Origin of the sequence: Microbacterium sp. NPDC087592, assembly GCF_044743585.1 — a bacterium.
Taxonomy (GTDB): domain Bacteria; phylum Actinomycetota; class Actinomycetes; order Actinomycetales; family Microbacteriaceae; genus Microbacterium.
In genome coordinates, this window is the sequence record NZ_JBIUWT010000001.1 from 2,048,507 (window position 1) to 2,065,673 (window position 17,167).

General features: G+C 69.6%; 19 protein-coding genes. 11 read left to right on the forward strand and 8 right to left on the reverse strand.

The genetic code is table 11. The features are described 5' to 3' along the window. Position 1 precedes the first annotated feature (1 nt). Complete coding sequence (locus ACIOTO_RS09710) at positions 2 to 1,135, forward strand: bifunctional 2-methylcitrate synthase/citrate synthase (protein WP_400857627.1); 1,134 nt, start codon at positions 2 to 4, stop codon at positions 1,133 to 1,135. 154 nt (positions 1,136 to 1,289) lie between these two features. Then, positions 1,290 to 2,765: an MFS transporter gene (locus ACIOTO_RS09715; protein WP_372467477.1), complete on the forward strand. Its 1,476-nt coding sequence runs from the start codon at positions 1,290 to 1,292 to the stop codon at positions 2,763 to 2,765. A 13-nt stretch (positions 2,766 to 2,778) separates the two neighbouring features. Here ACIOTO_RS09715 and ACIOTO_RS09720 read toward each other — a convergent pair whose 3' ends face one another. From ACIOTO_RS09720 to ACIOTO_RS09730, 3 genes are all read right to left on the reverse strand, one after another. Continuing rightward, positions 2,779 to 3,282, reverse strand: coding sequence for a ClbS/DfsB family four-helix bundle protein (locus ACIOTO_RS09720; protein WP_400857628.1), 504 nt, complete (start codon positions 3,280 to 3,282; stop codon positions 2,779 to 2,781). Continuing rightward, on the reverse strand, positions 3,282 to 3,710 hold the full coding sequence (locus tag ACIOTO_RS09725) for a hypothetical protein (RefSeq protein WP_400857629.1): 429 nt from the start codon (positions 3,708 to 3,710) through the stop codon (positions 3,282 to 3,284). Before ACIOTO_RS09725 ends, ACIOTO_RS09720 begins: the two co-directional genes overlap by 1 nt. A 96-nt stretch (positions 3,711 to 3,806) precedes the next feature. Next, positions 3,807 to 4,472, reverse strand: coding sequence for a type 1 glutamine amidotransferase domain-containing protein (locus ACIOTO_RS09730; protein ID WP_372467475.1), 666 nt, complete (start codon positions 4,470 to 4,472; stop codon positions 3,807 to 3,809). Positions 4,473 to 4,565: 93 nt separating this feature from the next. Between ACIOTO_RS09730 and ACIOTO_RS09735 the strand changes: the two genes are divergently transcribed. Next, positions 4,566 to 5,459 carry a LysR family transcriptional regulator gene (locus ACIOTO_RS09735; RefSeq protein ID WP_400857631.1) on the forward strand — a complete coding sequence of 298 codons (894 nt, stop codon included), beginning with the start codon at positions 4,566 to 4,568 and terminating at the stop codon, positions 5,457 to 5,459. 22 nt (positions 5,460 to 5,481) lie between these two features. Here the strand turns inward: ACIOTO_RS09735 and ACIOTO_RS09740 are convergent, their stop codons facing one another. Beyond that, the gene (locus tag ACIOTO_RS09740; RefSeq protein WP_400857632.1) at positions 5,482 to 6,066 is read right to left on the reverse strand and encodes an antibiotic biosynthesis monooxygenase; all 585 of its coding nucleotides are present in this window, start codon (positions 6,064 to 6,066) and stop codon (positions 5,482 to 5,484) included. Between the two features lie 417 nt (positions 6,067 to 6,483). Here ACIOTO_RS09740 and ACIOTO_RS09745 point away from each other — a divergent pair, with 417 nt between their 5' ends. The 4 genes from ACIOTO_RS09745 (at position 6,484) to ACIOTO_RS09760 (ending at position 11,067) form a co-directional block, all read left to right on the forward strand. Further along, positions 6,484 to 7,986 (forward strand): CoA-acylating methylmalonate-semialdehyde dehydrogenase, encoded by a 1,503-nt coding sequence (locus tag ACIOTO_RS09745; protein ID WP_400857633.1) that lies wholly within the window; start codon positions 6,484 to 6,486, stop codon positions 7,984 to 7,986. A 38-nt stretch (positions 7,987 to 8,024) separates the two neighbouring features. After that, positions 8,025 to 9,206: an acyl-CoA dehydrogenase family protein gene (locus tag ACIOTO_RS09750; RefSeq protein ID WP_400857634.1), complete on the forward strand. Its 1,182-nt coding sequence runs from the start codon at positions 8,025 to 8,027 to the stop codon at positions 9,204 to 9,206. Then, on the forward strand, positions 9,203 to 10,108 hold the full coding sequence (gene mmsB, locus ACIOTO_RS09755; RefSeq protein WP_029263923.1) for a 3-hydroxyisobutyrate dehydrogenase: 906 nt from the start codon (positions 9,203 to 9,205) through the stop codon (positions 10,106 to 10,108). Before ACIOTO_RS09750 ends, mmsB begins: the two co-directional genes overlap by 4 nt. A gap of 182 nt (positions 10,109 to 10,290) precedes the next feature. Beyond that, positions 10,291 to 11,067 carry an enoyl-CoA hydratase-related protein gene (locus ACIOTO_RS09760; RefSeq protein WP_400857635.1) on the forward strand — a complete coding sequence of 259 codons (777 nt, stop codon included), beginning with the start codon at positions 10,291 to 10,293 and terminating at the stop codon, positions 11,065 to 11,067. On the opposite strand, the gene ACIOTO_RS09765 is transcribed toward ACIOTO_RS09760, so the two are convergent. Genes ACIOTO_RS09765 through ACIOTO_RS09775 form a run of 3 tightly spaced genes read right to left on the reverse strand, consistent with a single transcriptional unit; the run spans position 11,064 to position 12,512 of the window. Next, the gene (locus tag ACIOTO_RS09765) at positions 11,064 to 11,507 is read right to left on the reverse strand and encodes a YdeI/OmpD-associated family protein (protein ID WP_400857636.1); all 444 of its coding nucleotides are present in this window, start codon (positions 11,505 to 11,507) and stop codon (positions 11,064 to 11,066) included. The genes ACIOTO_RS09760 and ACIOTO_RS09765 overlap by 4 nt on opposite strands. Further along, positions 11,504 to 11,974: an SRPBCC family protein gene (locus tag ACIOTO_RS09770; protein WP_400857637.1), complete on the reverse strand. Its 471-nt coding sequence runs from the start codon at positions 11,972 to 11,974 to the stop codon at positions 11,504 to 11,506. The genes ACIOTO_RS09765 and ACIOTO_RS09770 overlap by 4 nt, the downstream gene beginning before the upstream one ends. Before the next feature lies 1 nt (position 11,975). Continuing rightward, positions 11,976 to 12,512, reverse strand: a complete 537-nt coding sequence (locus ACIOTO_RS09775) for a MarR family winged helix-turn-helix transcriptional regulator (protein ID WP_262001645.1) — start codon at positions 12,510 to 12,512, stop codon at positions 11,976 to 11,978. A 173-nt stretch (positions 12,513 to 12,685) separates the two neighbouring features. Here ACIOTO_RS09775 and ACIOTO_RS09780 point away from each other — a divergent pair, with 173 nt between their 5' ends. The 4 genes from ACIOTO_RS09780 to ACIOTO_RS09795 are packed head-to-tail and all read left to right on the forward strand — an operon-like array spanning position 12,686 to position 16,646. Beyond that, positions 12,686 to 13,462: an electron transfer flavoprotein subunit beta/FixA family protein gene (locus ACIOTO_RS09780; protein WP_105711268.1), complete on the forward strand. Its 777-nt coding sequence runs from the start codon at positions 12,686 to 12,688 to the stop codon at positions 13,460 to 13,462. 1 nt (position 13,463) lies between these two features. Continuing rightward, entirely contained in the window at positions 13,464 to 14,435 is a 972-nt protein-coding gene (locus tag ACIOTO_RS09785; protein WP_400857638.1) for an electron transfer flavoprotein subunit alpha/FixB family protein, read from the forward strand. A 2-nt stretch (positions 14,436 to 14,437) separates the two neighbouring features. Continuing rightward, positions 14,438 to 16,150, forward strand: a complete 1,713-nt coding sequence (locus ACIOTO_RS09790; RefSeq protein WP_400857639.1) for a cytochrome b/b6 domain-containing protein — start codon at positions 14,438 to 14,440, stop codon at positions 16,148 to 16,150. A 1-nt stretch (position 16,151) separates the two neighbouring features. Then, positions 16,152 to 16,646, forward strand: coding sequence for an ASCH domain-containing protein (locus tag ACIOTO_RS09795; RefSeq protein WP_400857640.1), 495 nt, complete (start codon positions 16,152 to 16,154; stop codon positions 16,644 to 16,646). Here ACIOTO_RS09795 and ACIOTO_RS09800 read toward each other — a convergent pair. Then, a complete protein-coding gene (locus ACIOTO_RS09800; RefSeq protein WP_167632595.1) occupies positions 16,621 to 17,055 on the reverse strand; it encodes a hypothetical protein in 435 nt (144 codons plus the stop codon). The two genes, ACIOTO_RS09795 and ACIOTO_RS09800, sit on opposite strands and share 26 nt — an antisense overlap. Positions 17,056 to 17,167: the final 112 nt, after the last annotated feature.

The window sequence follows — 17,167 nt, forward strand, 5'->3', positions numbered from 1 at the left end:
CATGACCGAGCCGGACATCAAGAAGGGCCTCGCGGGGGTCGTCGTCGACACGACCGCGATCTCGAAGGTCAACCCCGAGACGAACAGCCTGCTGTACCGCGGATATCCCGTGCAGGAGCTGGCCGACACGCAGCCGTTCGAGGCCGTCGCCTACCTCCTGTGGAACGGCGAGCTGCCGACGCCCGAAGAGCTCGCCGCGTTCCGTCTCGAAGAGCGGAAGCACCGCGCGCTCGCCGACAACGTCAAGGCCGCGATCGACCTCGTGCCGCTCGACGCCCACCCGATGGACGAGGTCCGCACCGCGGTCAGCCTGATCGGCGCCTCCGACCCCGGTGCGGGCGGTTCGGTGCTCGACGCCGGTGGCAGCCCGGAGCAGAACCTCGAGCGCAGCATCCGCCTGTTCGCGGCACTGCCGGCGATCGTCGCCTACGGTCAGCGTCGCCGTCGCGGGCAGGAGATCATCGCCCCGCGTGACGACCTCGACTACTCCGCGAACTTCCTCTGGATGACGTTCGGCGAGGAGGCGGACGGCGTCGTGGTCGACGCGTTCAACCGCTCGATGATCCTGTACGCCGAGCACTCCTTCAACGCCTCGACGTTCACCGCGCGCGTCATCACCTCGACCCTGAGCGACATCTACTCGGCGGTGGTCGGCGCGATCGGCGCCCTCAAGGGACCGCTGCACGGTGGGGCCAACGAGGCCGTGCTGCACATCTTCGACGACATCGGCACGGCCGAGAACGTCGTGCCGTGGCTCGACAAGGCCCTCGCCGAGAAGCGCAAGATCATGGGCTTCGGACACCGCGTGTACAAGAAGGGCGACTCCCGGGTGCCGACCATGAAGGCGGCGCTCGACACTCTGGTGGAGCACTACGACCGCCCCGATGTGGCCGCCCTCTACGATGCTCTCGAGTCGGAGTTCGTCGCGCGCAAGGGCATCTACCCGAACCTCGACTACCCTTCGGGTCCGGCGTACAACCTGATCGGCTTCGACACCCTGACCTTCACGCCGCTGTTCGTGGCGGCGCGGGTCACCGGCTGGACCGCCCATGTGATCGAGCAGGCCGGATCGAACGCGCTGATCCGTCCGCTGTCGTACTACGACGGCCCCGACGAGCGACACGTCGAGAGCTGAACCCGATCGACCGAAGGCCCCGATGTGTGACCGCATCGGGGCCTTTCGCCGTGCCTAGCGCGGGGGGATCCCTGCGGTCAAGGCCGTGCAGCGAATTCTCGCCCGGAGTAAGACAGATGCCGGGGCGATTTCGCCCGCGTACGAAGGAGGCTCCATGTCCGCATCCGACGTGACCGTCAAAGAGGTCCGGTCGCTCGTCCCCGCACGGATGGACCGGCTGCCGTGGTCTCGGTTCCATTGGATGATCGTCGTCGGACTCGGATTCTCCTGGATCCTCGACGGCCTCGAGGTGCAGATCGTCGCCGCGAACGGATACGCCGCGACTCTGGGCATGGGCCCCGCTGAAGTCGGCCTCGCGGGAACCTGCTACCTGTTGGGCCAGGTGTTCGGTGCGCTGGTGTTCGGGCGTCTCGCCGACCGACTCGGCCGCAAGAACCTCTTCCTCGTGTCGCTCGCGGTGTATCTGATCGGCTCCGCCATCGCCGGGCTGTCCTTCGCGCCCTGGTTCTTCTACATCTGGCGGTTCGTCGCGGGCGCGGGCATCGGCGGCGAGTACGCCGCCATCAACTCGGCGATCGACGAGATCATCCCCGCGAAGTACCGCGGCCGCGTCGACATCGCGATCAACGGCACCTACTGGGGTGGCGCAGCACTCGGTGCGGTGGCGAACATGTTCTTCCTCAACACCGACATCCTCCCCGCCGACCTCGGCTGGCGGCTCAGCTTCTTCGTCGGCCCGGTGCTCGGCATCCTCATCATCTGGCTGCGGCGGCACATCCCGGAGAGCCCGCGCTGGCAGATGACCCACGGGCGCGAGGAAGAGGCGGAGCGCAACGTCGACGAGATCGAGGAGCGCATCCGCAAGGAGGGCAAGACGATCGACCCGGTCGACGAGAGCAAGGCGATCACGGTCAAGGAGTACGGCAGCGTCCCGCTCCTCGTGATCGCGAAGGTGCTGTTCAAGAAGTACCCGCGGCGCACCCTGGTCGGCATCACGATGATGGTGACCCAATCGTTCCTCTACAACGCGATCTTCTTCACCTACGCGCTCGTGCTCGAGAACTTCTACGACACCCCGCCGGCGTCCGCGTCGCAGTACTTCATCGTGTTCGCGGTCGGCAACCTCGCCGGCGCACTCATTCTCGGGCACTTCTTCGACACGTGGGGTCGGCGGCGGATGCTGTTCTCGACCTACGTGCTCGCGGGCCTGATCCTCCTCGTCAGCGCGTTCCTCTTCAACGCAGGGGTGCTGAACGCGGCCACGCACACGGCGTTCTGGTGCGCGTCGTTCTTCTTCGCCTCGGCGGGGGCGTCGGCGGCGTACCTGACGGTGAGCGAGATCTTCCCGCTCGAACTGCGCAGCCAGGTGATCTCCTACGTCTTCTCGATCGGCCAGCTCGTCGGGGCCATCGCGCCGGTGCTCTACGGGTCGCTGATCGGTGCGAGTGCCGAGACGGGTGACCGCGGTCCGCTGTTCTGGGGGTACGTGCTCGGCGCGGCGATCATGATGTTCGGCGGCGTCGTCTGCGGCATCTTCGGGGTGAGCGCTGCGGGCAAGTCGCTGGAGGACATCGCGGATCCGCTCTCGCTCGTCGAGCCTGCGAAGAAGGGGGTCTCACCGGGGAGATGACCGGACTGCGTGCTCAGAGCGTCCGAAGCCAGCGGCGGATGCGGCCGCGGGCGTTCCGGTACGGCGATGCGGTGTTGAGCGAGATCATGCGACCCATGGTCCAGGTGCGGTACCACGGGGTGCCGTATAGCTCTTCCTCCGAGCGACTCAGAACGAGGGCTTCGATCCGCTGCTCAGCCTGGTCGAGTCGTGCCCGCAGCGCCGCCCAGGGCTCGCCCTCGTGGTCGCGGTAGAAGCGCTGAGCCAAGGCGCCGAGGTCACTCCAGCCGAAGTCGGCGGCCGGTAGCTCGTCGGGGAGCCCGGCGGCGCGACGGTCATGCCAGGTGAGGACCTGCTCGTTCCAGTCGATCAGGTACGCGAGAAGGTCGGCCGGGCTCATCATCGTGCCCTTGACGTGACCGGGCAGCGCGAGATCGCGGGCGGAGTCCGGCGGCACCCGATCGAGGTCGGCGCGCAGGCGGGCATACTCCGTCCGGATCGCGGTGAGCAGCTCGTCCTTCGACGCGGGTACCGCCATCAGTGGTCCCTGATGTCGCGCGCGAACAACGGTCGAGGCCGAGCGCCCAGTGCCAGCACGGCGAGCACGGTCTGGACGAGGCTGGTCGCGAAGAAGATGCCGTGCAGCGGCGACCACTCGAGGAGCACCGCGATCTCCACGAAGATCCAGATCATCATGGTGAGGCCGGCGGCGGCGTGCAGCCCCCACGCGAGAGCGAATCGTCCGAACTGCGCGACGAGAGCCAGTGCCTGCATTCCGCCGACGACGATACCCAGGATGATCCCCGGCCAGACGTAGGAGTGGAAGACGCTGCCCTCGAGCCACTCCGGCGGCAGCCCCATTCCTCCGCCGACCGTCAGCCCGACCATTCCGATCAGTGCGGACACGAGGTTGATCGCCGCGACTGCGGCGAGAGCGACGCGGAGGGCGCGGGGGGTCGATCGCATGCGCTCACCGTACCGGCAGGCCTCGCCGTGTGCGGGAGGAGCGGGCGTGGAAAACGGTCGGAACCGGCGCCGCGCAGGTCGCGGCGCCGGTTTCGATCAGGCGAGTGCGGCGACGAGCGCCAGAGCCGCGGATGCCGAGGACTGCGGGTTCTGGCCGGTGATGAGGAGCCCGTCGACCACGGTGTGATCGCTCCACGGCGAGGCGATGTCGACCTCGGCGCCGCGGGCGCGCAGCTCGCTCTCGAGCAGGAAGGGCGCACGGTCGGCGAGGCCACCGAGGCGCTCCTCCTCGTCGGTGAACCCGGTGATGCGGCGTCCGGCGACGACCGATTCCCCTGCCGCGGTACGCGCCGGGAGCAGAGCCGCGAGACCGTGGCAGACGGCTGCGAGCGGGCGTCCGGCGGCGAGCGTCGCGGTGATCAGCGCGGCGGAGTCCTCGTCGATCGCGAGGTCCTGCATCGGACCGTGGCCGCCGGGGTAGTAGACGGCGTCGTAGGCGGAGGGATCGATGTCGGCCAGCACCAGAGGGGTGGCGAGCCCGTCGATCGCGGCGATCGACTCGGCGTCGCCTTCGGTGAGGCTCCCGGCGTCGGCGACCGGAGCGACGCCACCGGGGGTTGCGAACGAGACGGAGTGGCCCGCATCGCGAAGTGCGCGGTAGGGGGTGAGCAGTTCCTCGGCCCAGTAGCCGGTCGGGTGCTCGGTGCCGTCCGTGAGGGTCCAGGTGCGGGCGCCGGTGACGACGAAGAGAACTGAGGACATGCGTGCTCCAGAGGGTCGGACGGCGGATGCCGTGGGATGCGGATACGGGGGACAACCGCCCCTCATCGTCACCGATTCCGATACATTCTCGATATGACCGATCGGAATGACGATGGCTTGCGCGATCTCGCGCTCTGGCGGACGTTCCTCGCCGCACACCGGTCCGGGTCGGTTTCTGCGGCAGCCCGGACGCTGGGGCTCGCGCAGTCATCCGTCACGACTCAGTTGCAGGCGCTGGAGCGCAGCGTGGGTGCACCGCTGTTCGTCCGGCACGCCAGGGGCATCCGTTCCACGCCGCGAGCGGATGACCTGGCCGCGCGCCTCTCGGGCCCCCTCGACGCGCTCGCGCTGGCGCTCGGGAACCCGCCACCCGCAGAGGCGCCGCCGGTGCGCATCGGCGGGGCGGCGGAGTTCATCGAACGCGTGGGGATGCGGGCGCTGGCATCGATGGTCGCCGACGGTCGGCGGATCGCGGTGACGACGGGGCTGGCGGACGAGCTGCTCGAGCACCTGCGCACCGGCAGCCTCGACCTCATGGTCTCCGCCGTCCGCCCGAAGGGGCGCGCACTTCCGGCTGCCGCTCTCGTCGATGAGGAGTTCGTCCTCGTCGCCGCGCCGTCCCTCGGGCTCGCGCCCCGGGCCGCGATCGCGCCGAGCGACCTCGAGTCCGTCCCGCTTCTCGCCTACGCGCACGATGTACCGATCCTGCGGCGGTACTGGCGGCACGTGTTCGGCGTGCGGCTCGACCGAGAACCGGCGCTGATCGTTCCCGACCTGCGGGCGCTCGCCGCGGCAGCCGTCGCTGGCGCGGGGGCGACCGTGCTGCCGACCTACCTGATCAGCGAGGAGCTCGCCGACGGGCGGCTGGTCGTGCTGCGAGAGACCGACGATCCGCCGATCAACACGCTCTATGTGGTGCGCCGACCCGGTCCCCTCACCGATGCCGCCGCCGAGATCGATCGGGCGCTTCGAGCCGCCGTCGCCTGATTGCCGGGCGCCAGGGAGGGCTTCAGCGGGTGAGCCAGCTCCGCAGCGATCGGGTGACGAACGGGAGCACCCAGTACGCCATGATCGGCGTGAGTACGAGAGTGGTGACGAGCACGCGCAGCCAGATCGGCAGCTCGTTCCATCCGGGAACGGGGCTCATCGCGTAGGTGAACGCGAGGTTCACCGGGAAGAACCCGAGCCAGATCGAGGTCGCCTGCTTCCATCGCGGCGGAGCGGGGGCGACGGTGACCGTCTCGGTGGTGCCGTCGGCTGTGGGGAGCGTGATGGTCCCGGTGGTCGGCTCGTCGAACCAGCCTTCGATCCCGGTGCGCCGCTTGGAGCGCTCGCTGCGCACGAAGCCCTCGCCCATCGAGAGCCACCAGGCCCGCTCGGCCGACTGCTCCCACGCGGTGAGCGAGTCCTCGCTCGCGAAGCGGTACAGCATGTGCCACACCTGCGAATCCTCGCCGGCACGCACCCAGCCCGATCCGAGGAAGCCCGGATACTTCGTCGCGAGGTTCACGCCCGTCTGCACCCAGGCGGTCGCCTCGACGATGCGCTCGGGGTCGACTTCACGGCGGATGGACACGGTGAGGGGTTCGGACATGGTGCGGTCCTCGGGGGAACGGGCGGCCGGGGTCGGGACGCCGAAGCGGATGCGCCAGGGGTGGCAGCGCATCGTCGATTCTAATTCGGATGCGGAGGGCTGCAGGCCGCTTCCGGCCCGGACGGAGAGGACCCCCGCCGACCCGATTCGGCGGGGGTCTCGCGGCGTGGGCGCCGCGACGGGAGCGAGAGTGCTCACCGTGTGCGCGGTAGACGTGACACCCGATCCGGTCTGAGTCTCTGTCCGCGCACTTGCAGTTGTACCCGGGCGAGATGACGCGGCGGTGAACGGGGCGCGAACAACCACGATCCGGGGCATTCTCGGATCGGCGGAAAATACAAGGGTGTCCTAGTAAATATCCGGCCCTCCGAGTAAACTCCCCAATGTGCCAACGACGGCACGAAGGGACGTCACACAATGACTCGTACTATCCCGCACTTCGTGGGCGGATCGCATCTCACCCCCGACTCCGGTCGCTTCGCCGATGTGTTCGATCCGAGCACCGGGGCCGTGCAGGCCCGCGTGCCGCTCGCCTCGGCCGATGAGGTGCGCCGCGTGATCGCGAACGCCGAAGAGGCGCAGGTCGCCTGGGCCGCGACCAACCCCCAGAAGAGGGCCCGCGTGCTGCTGCGCTTCCTCGAGCTGGTGCAGCGCGAGATGACCTCGCTGGCCGAACTGCTGGCGAGCGAGCACGGCAAGACCGTCGACGACGCGAAGGGCGACATCCAGCGCGGACTCGAGGTCATCGAGTTCTCTGCCGGAGCCCCGCATCTGCTGAAGGGCGAGTACTCGACGGGTGCAGGTACCGGCATCGACGTCTACTCGATGCGGCAGCCGCTCGGGGTGGTCGCCGCGATCACGCCCTTCAACTTCCCCGCGATGATCCCGCTGTGGAAGGCCGGCCCCGCGCTCGCCGCGGGCAACGCGGTCGTGCTCAAGCCCAGTGAGCGCGACCCCTCCGTGCCGGTGCGCATCGCCGAGCTGTTCCTCGAGGCCGGGCTGCCGGCAGGAGTGCTCAACGTCGTGCACGGCGACAAGGAGGCCGTCGACACACTGCTCACCGACGACCGCATCCGCGCCGTCGGGTTCGTCGGCTCCACGCCCATCGCCGAGTACATCTATGCGACCGCGACGGCGCACGGCAAGCGGGCTCAGTGCTTCGGCGGCGCGAAGAACCACATGATCGTGATGCCGGATGCCGACCTCGACCAGGCCGTCGACGCGCTGATCGGTTCCGGCTACGGCTCAGCGGGCGAGCGGTGCATGGCGATCTCGGTCGCGGTCCCGGTCGGGCAGGAGACGGCTGACGCGCTCGCCGCCAAGCTCACCGAGCGCGTGGCGCAACTGCGTATCGGACCCTCGCTCGCGACCGATGTCGACTACGGACCTCTGGTCACGCGGGCGGCCGTCGAGCGGGTCGAGGGCTACATCCAGCAGGGCATCGACGAGGGAGCGACGCTGCTCGCCGACGGCCGCGGGTTCGTCGTCGAAGGGCACGAGGAGGGCTTCTACCTCGGACCGACCCTGTTCGACCACGTCACCACCGACATGGCGATCTACCGCGAGGAGATCTTCGGACCGGTGCTGGTGATCGCCCGTGCCGCCGACTACGAAGAGGCGCTGCGGATGGCGTCCGAGCACGAGTACGGCAACGGCGTCGCGATCTTCACCCGTGACGGCGATGCCGCCCGCGACTTCGCGGCACGCGTCGAGGTCGGGATGGTCGGCGTGAACGTCCCGATCCCCGTCCCGATCGCCTACTACACGTTCGGCGGCTGGAAGCGCAGTGGCTTCGGCGACCTCAACCAGCACGGCACCGACGCCTTCCGCTTCTACACGAAGACCAAGACGGTGACGAGTCGTTGGCCCGCGGCGGGCATCCGCGACGGAGCCAGCTTCGTCATCCCCACCATGCACTGACCCCCACGTTCCGGCACGAGATCCCACAAGGACAAGCGATGACCATGACCACCGTCACTACCACCGCCGAGGAGCGCGAGGCGATCCTCAGCGCCGTCCGCGAGTTCGCCGAGGCCGAGCTCGCCCCCTTCGCCGCCGAGCGCGACGAGAAGCACCTCTTCCCGCGCGAGTCGCTGAATCGCGGCGGAGAGCTGGGGCTCGGCGGCATCTATGTGCGCGAGGACTTCGGCGGTGCCGGCCTCAGTCGCAGCGACACCGTCGCGATCTTCGAGGAACTCGCCAAGGGCGACCCGGCGGTCGCCGCCTACATCTCGATCCACAACATGGTCGTGTGGATGATCGACACCTACGGCGACGACACGCAGCGCGAGACCTGGCTGCCGCCGCTCACCGCGATGCAGGAGTTCGGCGGCTACTGCCTCACCGAGCCGGGCGTCGGTTCCGATGCCGCCAACGTCGCGACCAGTGCGGTCCGCGAGGGCGACGACTACGTGCTCACCGGGATGAAGCAGTTCATCTCCGGTGCCGGCGAGGCCGCCGTGTACGTCGTGATGGCCCGCACGGGGGAGCCCGGCGCCCGCGGCATCAGCGCATTCCTGGTTCCCGGCGACGCCGAGGGGCTGAGCTTCGGCCCGCTCGAGAAGAAGATGGGCTGGCATGCGCAGCCGACCCGCCAGGTGATCTTCGACGGCGTCCGTGTCCCGGCATCCGCGATGCTCGGCGACGAGGGGCGGGGGTTCGCGATCGCGATGTCGGCGCTCAACGGCGGACGCCTCAACATCGCCGCCTGCTCGCTCGGCGGCGCGGAGTGGGCACTCGACAAGGCGGTGCGGTACGTGCACGAGCGGGTCGCGTTCGGCGAGCCGCTCGCCGAGAAGCAGGCGATCCTGTTCGCGATCGCCGACATGCGCACCGAACTGCACGCGGCCCGGCTGATGGTGCGCGACGGTGCCCAGGCCGTCGACGAGCAGGCGCCCGACGCGACCATGCGCTGCGCGATGGCCAAGCGCTTCGCCACCGACGCCGGCTTCGACGTCGCCAACCGGGCGCTGCAGCTGCACGGCGGCTACGGGTATCTGCAGGACTACGGGATCGAGCGGGTCGTCCGCGACCTGCGGGTGCACCAGATCCTGGAGGGGACGAACGAGATCATGCGACTGATCGTCGGACGCGAGATGCTGCGACCCGCGGGTTCGAGCTCGATGCGGAGCGCATCATGACCGTGTCGTCCTCGAAAGCGGTCGTCGCTTTTCTCGGCCTCGGACACATGGGCCTGCCGATGGCGAAGAACCTCGTCGCCGCCGGCCACGAGGTGCACGGCTTCGATCTCGTGCCCGCGGCCATCGAGGCCGCGCAGGCTGCCGGCATCCCCGTGGCAGCGAGTGGGGCGGATGCCGTGGCGCATGCGGATGTCGTCATCACGATGTTCCCCGCGGGGAAGCACGTGATCGAGGCGTATCGCACGGAGCTGCTCGCGGCCGCGCGACCGGACACCCTCTTCATCGAGTCGTCCACCATCGCGGTCGACGAGGCCCGCGCGGCCCACGCACTGGCGCTCGCCGCGGGACACCGCAACGTCGACGCCCCGGTCTCGGGCGGAGTCGTGGGGGCCGAGAACGGCACCCTCGCGTTCATGGTGGGTGGATCCGACGACGACTTCGCCGCGGCGCTCCCGCTGCTGGAGGTCATGGGCGCGCGCATCGTGCACTGCGGTGGCCCCGGGCTCGGCCAGGCGGCGAAGGTCTGCAACAACATGGTGCTCGCGGTCTCGCAGATCGCCGTCGCCGAGGCCTTCGTGCTGGGGGAGCGGCTCGGGCTCGAGCACCAGGCGCTGTTCGACGTCGTCTCGCAGGCATCCGGACAGTGCTGGTCGATCACCACGAACTGTCCCGTGCCCGGTCCCGTGCCCACGAGCCCGGCCAACCGCGACTATCAGCCCGGCTTCGCGGGGGCGCTGATGGCGAAGGACCTCGGCCTCGCGCTGCAGGCCATCGAGCAGACCTCGACGGATGCCCGCATGGGCCGGCTCGCGCAGGAACTGTACGCCGCCTTCGCCGCCGGCGACGGTGCGTCCCGTGACTTCTCCGGCATCATCACCGACATCCGCGACGGCGTCGTGTGAGCCCCGTGCCAGCGCGGCCGTGAGGGGTCACAAAACGCCGCGCCCCCCGTGCGGTATGCGGCGTGTCCTGACCTCTCAGTGCGGCGGGTGCGGGTGCGGGGCGGCTCGAGAGGCGAAGGACGATACTGGACAGCGACACGACACGACACGACACGACACGACCCGACACGAAGGCAGGCGATATGACCGAGTACGAGACGATCCTGGTCGAGCAGCGCGGACGGGTCGGGTGGATCACCCTGAACCGTCCCGAGGCGCTGAACGCGTTGAACAGCCGGCTTGCCGAGGAGGTCACCGCCGCGGCCGTCGCCTTCGATGCCGACGAGGGCGTGGGAGCCATCGTCGTGACCGGATCCGAGAAGGCCTTCGCCGCCGGTGCTGACATCAAGGAGATGGAGGGCATGTCCGCCGCGGACATGCTCGAGACCGACCACTTCGGCGTCTGGCACGAGTTCGCCGCCTTGCGCACTCCGGTGATCGCGGCCGTCTCCGGTTTCGCCCTCGGCGGCGGGTGCGAGTTGGCGATGATGTGCGACATCATCCTGGCCGCCGACAACGCGAAGTTCGGTCAGCCCGAGATCAACCTCGGCGTCATCCCCGGAATGGGCGGCACGCAGCGCCTGATCCGCGCGGTCGGCTATTACAAGGCGGCGGAACTCGTGCTGTCCGGGCGCTTCATGGGAGCGGAGGAGGCGGAACGCGCCGGGCTCGTGTCCCGGGTCGTGCCGGCATCCGATCTCCTCGCCGAGGCGACGAAGCTGTCCGACACGATCGCCTCGAAGTCGCTCCCGTCGGTGTACGCCGCGAAGGCCGCACTCGACGCCGCGATGGAGACGACTCTGGCCGAAGGTCTCGCCCACGAGAAGCAGGCTTTCGCCGCGCTGTTCGACACCGCAGACCAGAAGGAGGGCATGTCGGCCTTCCGGGAGAAGCGGTCGCCCGACTTCCGGAACCGCTAGCCGCGGAGCGCGTCGACGATCTTCGCGATGCGGCGCTCGCGGGTCGCGTCCTGCTTCGCGTCGGAGACCGAGCGGGCGTGCTCCTTGCGGACGGAGTACGACAGCGCGTCGAAGGCGGCGCGCACCGCGGGGTCGGCGTCGAGGGCGGTGGCGAGTTCGGCAGGCACGTCGACGGTGCGCTCGGCGGAATCCACGCGGATCACGGCATCGATCTCTTGGCCGATCTCGAGTCCGAGGTCGGCGCGCACGGCCTTGCTGAAGCCGATCATGTTCTCGCTGCCCATCCGGGCCACACGAAGACGCGCCGTGCGTCCGCCGATCGTCACGGCGACCGGGAACGCCTTGCCGGCGCTGAGCGACGCGACCTGCTCATCGCTGAGCAGGATCGCCGCAGCCGGGCCACGGCCGGTGAGGACGGTGTGCAAGCGCAGTTCGCTCATGCCGAAAGCGTACGCCCGGGGCCCTCGAACTCGGCGGCCAGGATCGCGTTGCGCTCCAGGATCAGCCGACGCATGTACGTGCGCAGGAACATCGCGTCGACCAGGCGGCCGAGCGGGCCCAGCGGCGAATGGAAAGTCACGGTGTCGTGCATCAGCGTGCCGGCCGGATGCTCCTCGAAGCGGTGGTGGTGCAGGAAGTCGCGGAACGGGCCGGCGGTCTGGCGGTCTGAGAAACCGCACGGGGGATCGACGTCGAACACGATCGACCGCAAGCGGAAGGGGATGCCGAAGTGACGCGCCCGCCACGTGGCCGTCGATCCCTCGGTGAAGGCCCCGCCCGACGGGGCCTCGATCATCGTCTCGCCGTACCGGGCCATGCTCTTCACGTGGAGTTCCGGGTCGAGCGAAGCGGCGAACACTTCGGCAGGAGCGGCCGGGATGACCGTCTCGAGCGTGAACCGTGCCATGTCAGAGGGCGTCGGGCTGCGGACGCGGATCGGCGAAGTCTCCGGCGTCTTTGCGCAGCCGCGCGACGATCGCGACGAGCTCGGCAGCGTCGTCGCGGCTCATTCCGGGGTCGGCGAAGACCTCGGAGTTCAGCGCCCGGGTGGCGCGTTCGACCAGCTCTCGACCGGCGTCCGTGAGGGCGAGGAGCGCCGCACGCCCGTCGTGCGGATGCGGCTCCCTGGCGATGAGCCCGTCGCGGACCAGGCGTTCGGCCGTACTGGTCACCGTGGTCGGGTGCACCTGGAGGCGGGCGACCACGCTCGAGAGGGGGAGGCGGCCGGCGCGGCTGAACGCCAGCAGGCGCAGCACCTCGAACCGGGCGAAGCTGAGGGCGAACGGCTTGAGCGCCGCATCGACCCGGGCGAGCAGCAGCTGCTGGGCCCGCATGACCGAGGTGACGACGGCCATGCCGTCGGCGGCATCCGTCCATCCGTGAGCGAGCCACTGCCGCTTGGCTTCGGCGAGCGGGTCCACGGGAAGAGGGCGGGGTCGGGTCACGTCTCTACGGTACCGGCGGGGGAGGACGGGGGGACCGCGGCGCGCACGGCCGCCGCAGTGTGGAGTATGTATACATTGTCGGCGGAAACTGCGGCTCCGAACCGTGATTACCTCCGTTTTTGGCTACATAGAGCCCGATGCGGATAGACTCGGGCTGTCGTGAGGAGCATTCGATGAAGATCTTCGTCCTGGTCAAAGAGGTGCCGGACACCTATGGCGATCGCAAGCTGAATCTCGAGACCGGACTCGCCGATCGTGCGGCCGGCGATGTCGTCCTCGACGAGATCACCGAGCGGGCGCTCGAGGTCGCGCTCAGCTACGCCGACAAGAACGAGGGCACGGAGGTCGTCGCCTTGTCGATGGCTCCCGCCGGCTCGACCGCCTCGGTGCGCCGGGCGCTCGCGATCGGCGCCGCATCGGCCGTGCACATCGCCGACGAACAGCTCGCCGGCGCCGATCTCGGCCTCACCGCCGAAGTGCTGGCCGCGGCCATCCGCCGCGGTGCGCCGGATCTCGTCATCACCGGCAACCTGTCGACAGACGGCTCCGGCGGCGTCATCCCGGCGATGCTCGCCGAGCACCTCGGATTCGCCCAGGCCACCGCGCTCAGCTCCGTGGAGATCACCGACTCCGAGGTCTCCGGCACCCGCGCCGCCGACGCCGGCGGGCAGCCGGTCTCGGCCCCGCTGCCCGCGGTGATCTCGATCACCGAGGCGCTCCCCGATGCGCGCTTCCCCAACTTCAAGGGCATCATGGCGGCGAAGAAGAAGCCCCTCGAGGTGCTCTCACTCGCCGACCTCGACGTCTCGGCAGATCCGTCCGCCGCTCCGCGGACGATCATGACCGCCGTGTCGGAGAAGCCCCCGCGGGCCGCCGGCGTGAAGATCACCGATGAAGGCGACGCGGCCGACAAGCTCGTCGAGTACCTCGTGCAGAACAGGCTGGTGTGAGATGACCTCGTCCGAGAACCCGATCCTCGTCCTCATCGACGTCGACCCGTCCGGCTATGTCGCGAGCAGCACGGCGGCACTCATCGGCGCGGCCTCGACGATCGGCTCGCCCGTGGCGCTCATCGTCGGTGGCAGCCCGGCCGCGGTTGATCAGGCCGCTGCGGCAGGAGCATCGGTCGTGCTCACCGCCGACGGCGACCCGTCCGTGCTCGCCGTGCCGATCGTGGATGCCCTGCAGGCCGCGGCCGCACAGGTGCGCCCCGACGCCGTGCTGATCTCGAACTCGATCTCCGGCCGCGATGTCGCCGGGCGCTTCGCGGCGCGCACGAAGAGCGCCCTCTCGGTGGATGCCGTGGGCGTCTCCCGTGACGACGAGGGCGTCGTCGCCCACCATTCCGTCTACGGCGGGGCATACCTCGTCGACTCGGCCGCGACCTTCGGCACTCCGGTGATCACGGTGCGTCAGGGCGCGGTGGATGCGCGCGCCGAGGCCGTGCCGTCGCACTCGGTCGAGGTGCTCGACGTCACCCCGTCCGGCGCGGTCGCCGCGACGGCCGGTCCGGTCGAGGCTGTCGAGGTCGCCTCCTCCCGCCCCGAGCTGCGCGGAGCCACGCGAGTCGTCTCCGGTGGACGCGGCCTCGCGTCGAAGGAGAAGTTCGTGCTCGTCGAAGAGCTCGCCGATGCGCTCGGCGCTGCCGTCGGTGCGTCCAGAGCCGCCGTCGACGCGGGATACATCCCGCAGTCGCACCAGGTCGGTCAGACCGGCGTCTCGGTGTCTCCGCAGCTGTATGTCGCTCTCGGCATCTCGGGTGCGATCCAGCACCGCGCGGGCATGCAGACCTCCAAGAACATCGTCGCGATCAACAAGGACCCGGAGGCACCGATCTTCGACGTCGCCGACTTCGGCATCGTCGGGGACGTGTTCGCGGTGGTCCCGAAGGTGATCGCCGCCCTCGAGGCGCGGAAGAAGTAGTCATGGCGACGCGGATGCTGCGACGCGGTCTGCCGCGTGTGCCGGGCGGGGAGCCGTGGCCCCCGGCCGATGCCGTGGTGTCGGATGCGGTGGTGTCGGATGCGGTGGCGGAATCGTCGGTCGCACCGGTCGCACCGGTCGCCGACGTCGGTGCCGAGCCGGTCCCCGTGGCGGCGACGACGGATGCTGTCGCCGAGGCGGAAGGGGCAGGTGCCCCGGTCGCAGCTGCGTCTCCGGTTGTCGACGCCGCGGTGAGCGGTGGATCGCGTATCCGTCGCGGGCTGCCGCGCGTGCCGGGTGGCGAACCGTGGCCTCCAGTCGATGGGGCTCCCGCGACCGCAACGGGCACGGCTGCCCCGCAGGTGGCGCCCGTCGTCCCCGCGCCGGCCGCGACCAGCGCCGCGGCGACGACCACCGCGAGCGCAGCGGCTGCGACCACCGCGACTTCTGCTGCCGGCGCCGAACCTGCTGCTGCGCCCGGCCCACAGGGGACTCCGGTTGCAGGCATGGAGGCGGTTTCCGCCAGCCACGTCCGTCGCGGTCTGCCGCGTGTCGTCGGCGGAGATCCGTGGCCGCCCGCAGACACCGTGCCGGCCCTGTCCGGCGTCGCGGCGGCTGCCGTCGCGTCCGTCGCGGACGAAGGTGCGGAGGCGGCCACGGTCGTCGAGGCCGTCGCCGCCTCGGAGCCCGCCGCCCCGGCCGCCGGTTCCGCCCTGGTCGTCCCGGTCCTCGCCGACCTCGACACCCCGCTGCCGTGGACTCGGACCGTCTGGAGAGGTCGCGCTCCGCGCCACGTCGCCGAGACTCCGTCGTCGGGTCGCCCGCGTCCGACCTGGCCGCAGGCGATCGCGGTCCTGTTCGGCGCCGCGGCACTCGGGGTGCTGGCGGGCGCCGCCATCGCCTTCGTGCGGGCGCTCCTGAGCTTCCCGTTCATGCAGGACTTCCTCGCGGCGTTCCCCGGCGAGTACGAGCCGGCGATCGCGGTCGAGCCGGGCTTCGCGCCGTGGGTCAACTGGGCGCACTTCTTCAACATGTTCCTGATCGTGCTGATCATCCGCTCGGGGCTGCAGGTGCGCACCGAGAAGCGGCCGACGGTGTTCTGGACGCCGCGCGGAAACGCGAAGGGCAAGATCAGCCTGAATCTCTGGTTCCACCAGGCGCTCGACATCCTGTGGCTCGTCAACGGCGTGATCTTCGTCGTGCTGCTGTTCGTCACCGGGCACTGGGTGCGGATCGTGCCGACGAGCTGGGAGGTCTTCCCGAACGCACTGTCGGCGGCCCTGCAGTACGTCTCGTTCGACTGGCCGCACGAGAACGGCTGGAACAACTACAACAGCCTGCAGCAGCTCGCGTACTTCGTGACCGTGTTCATCGCGGCGCCGCTGGCGGCGATCACCGGGTTCCGCATGTCGGGGCTGCGGCCGAAGAAGGCCGAGAAACTCTCCAAGGCGTACCCGGTGGAGTGGGCGCGTGCGCTGCACTTCCCGATCATGCTGTACTTCGTGGCGTTCATCATCGCCCACGTCGCGCTCGTGATGCTCACCGGATTCCTGCGCAACCTGAACCACATGTTCGCGTCGCAGGATGCGGTCACCTGGACCGGGTTCTGGGTGTTCATCCTCTCGCTCGTGGTGATCGCGCTCGCCTGGGTGGCCGCCCGCCCGCTGGTGCTCGCGCCGATCGCGAAGGTCTTCGGCAAGGTCTCGGGGCGCTGACATGGTGGACCAGACCACACGTATCAAGGACTACTGGCGCGACGCGCGAAGAGCGATGCCGGAGTTGCCGGAGACGCCGCCGGAGGCCTGGGGTTTCGGCGCCACTCCGGAGCACGCCGATGAGCTTCTGGCGCTGGTGCTCGCCGAGATCAAAGTGGGCACCGCCTCGTCGCTGTGGGACTACGACGAGAGCGGAGACCCGCTGCCGGTCGTCGGCGAACTGAGCATCATCCTCGACGGATCGGGCGCGCCGCGGGCGGTGATCGAGACCACCGCGATCGACATCGTGCCCTTCGACGAGGTCGACGAGGCGCACGCATACGCCGAAGGAGAAGACGATCGCACCCTCGCACAGTGGCGTGAGGTGCATGAGCGGTACTGGCGTCAGCACTCCGAGAATCCGCGCGGCTACGCGCCGGACATGCCGGTGATCTGCGAGCGCTTCCGCCTGCTGCTCCCGGCTGGCCCGACTACATCTCCCGGGCCCGGAAGCTGATCTCGTCAGTCTGCGAGCCGCCGTCATGGATCAGGGTCAGGAGCAGCTTCGTCTCCCAGGCGGCCGCCACGTAGTATCCGGTCACGCCGGCCGCCACGGTCGCGGAGCTCTGCGGCGGGATGGTGATGGTGCCGGTGAGCGGGCCGCTGAGCGAGTCGAGCGTCGGCGTCACCTCGATCGACCAGGTCAGCGTCAGCGGGGTCGTCCCGTTGTTCGCGATCAGCGCCCCCGGCCAGGTGAACGTCGCGCCGTCGACGCTCGCCGGTGCCATCTCGACGGCGAACTCCGCCCGGCGCGATGCGGCGGCGAGCGGAGTGGCCACCGCCACCGCGACCACCGGTACGGACCATGCGGCGGCGCGTATCAGCGCCCGCCGGGTGACTTCGGTCGACGTGCTCGACTGCCCCATGAAACTCCCCATCCTCCATCTACGACTTTTGGCCATAGATCCCAGGACTTAAGGCTAGTCGATGACTTGTCCGTGCGATGATCGGCTCACGCATCGAGACGGCGGCGGCGCA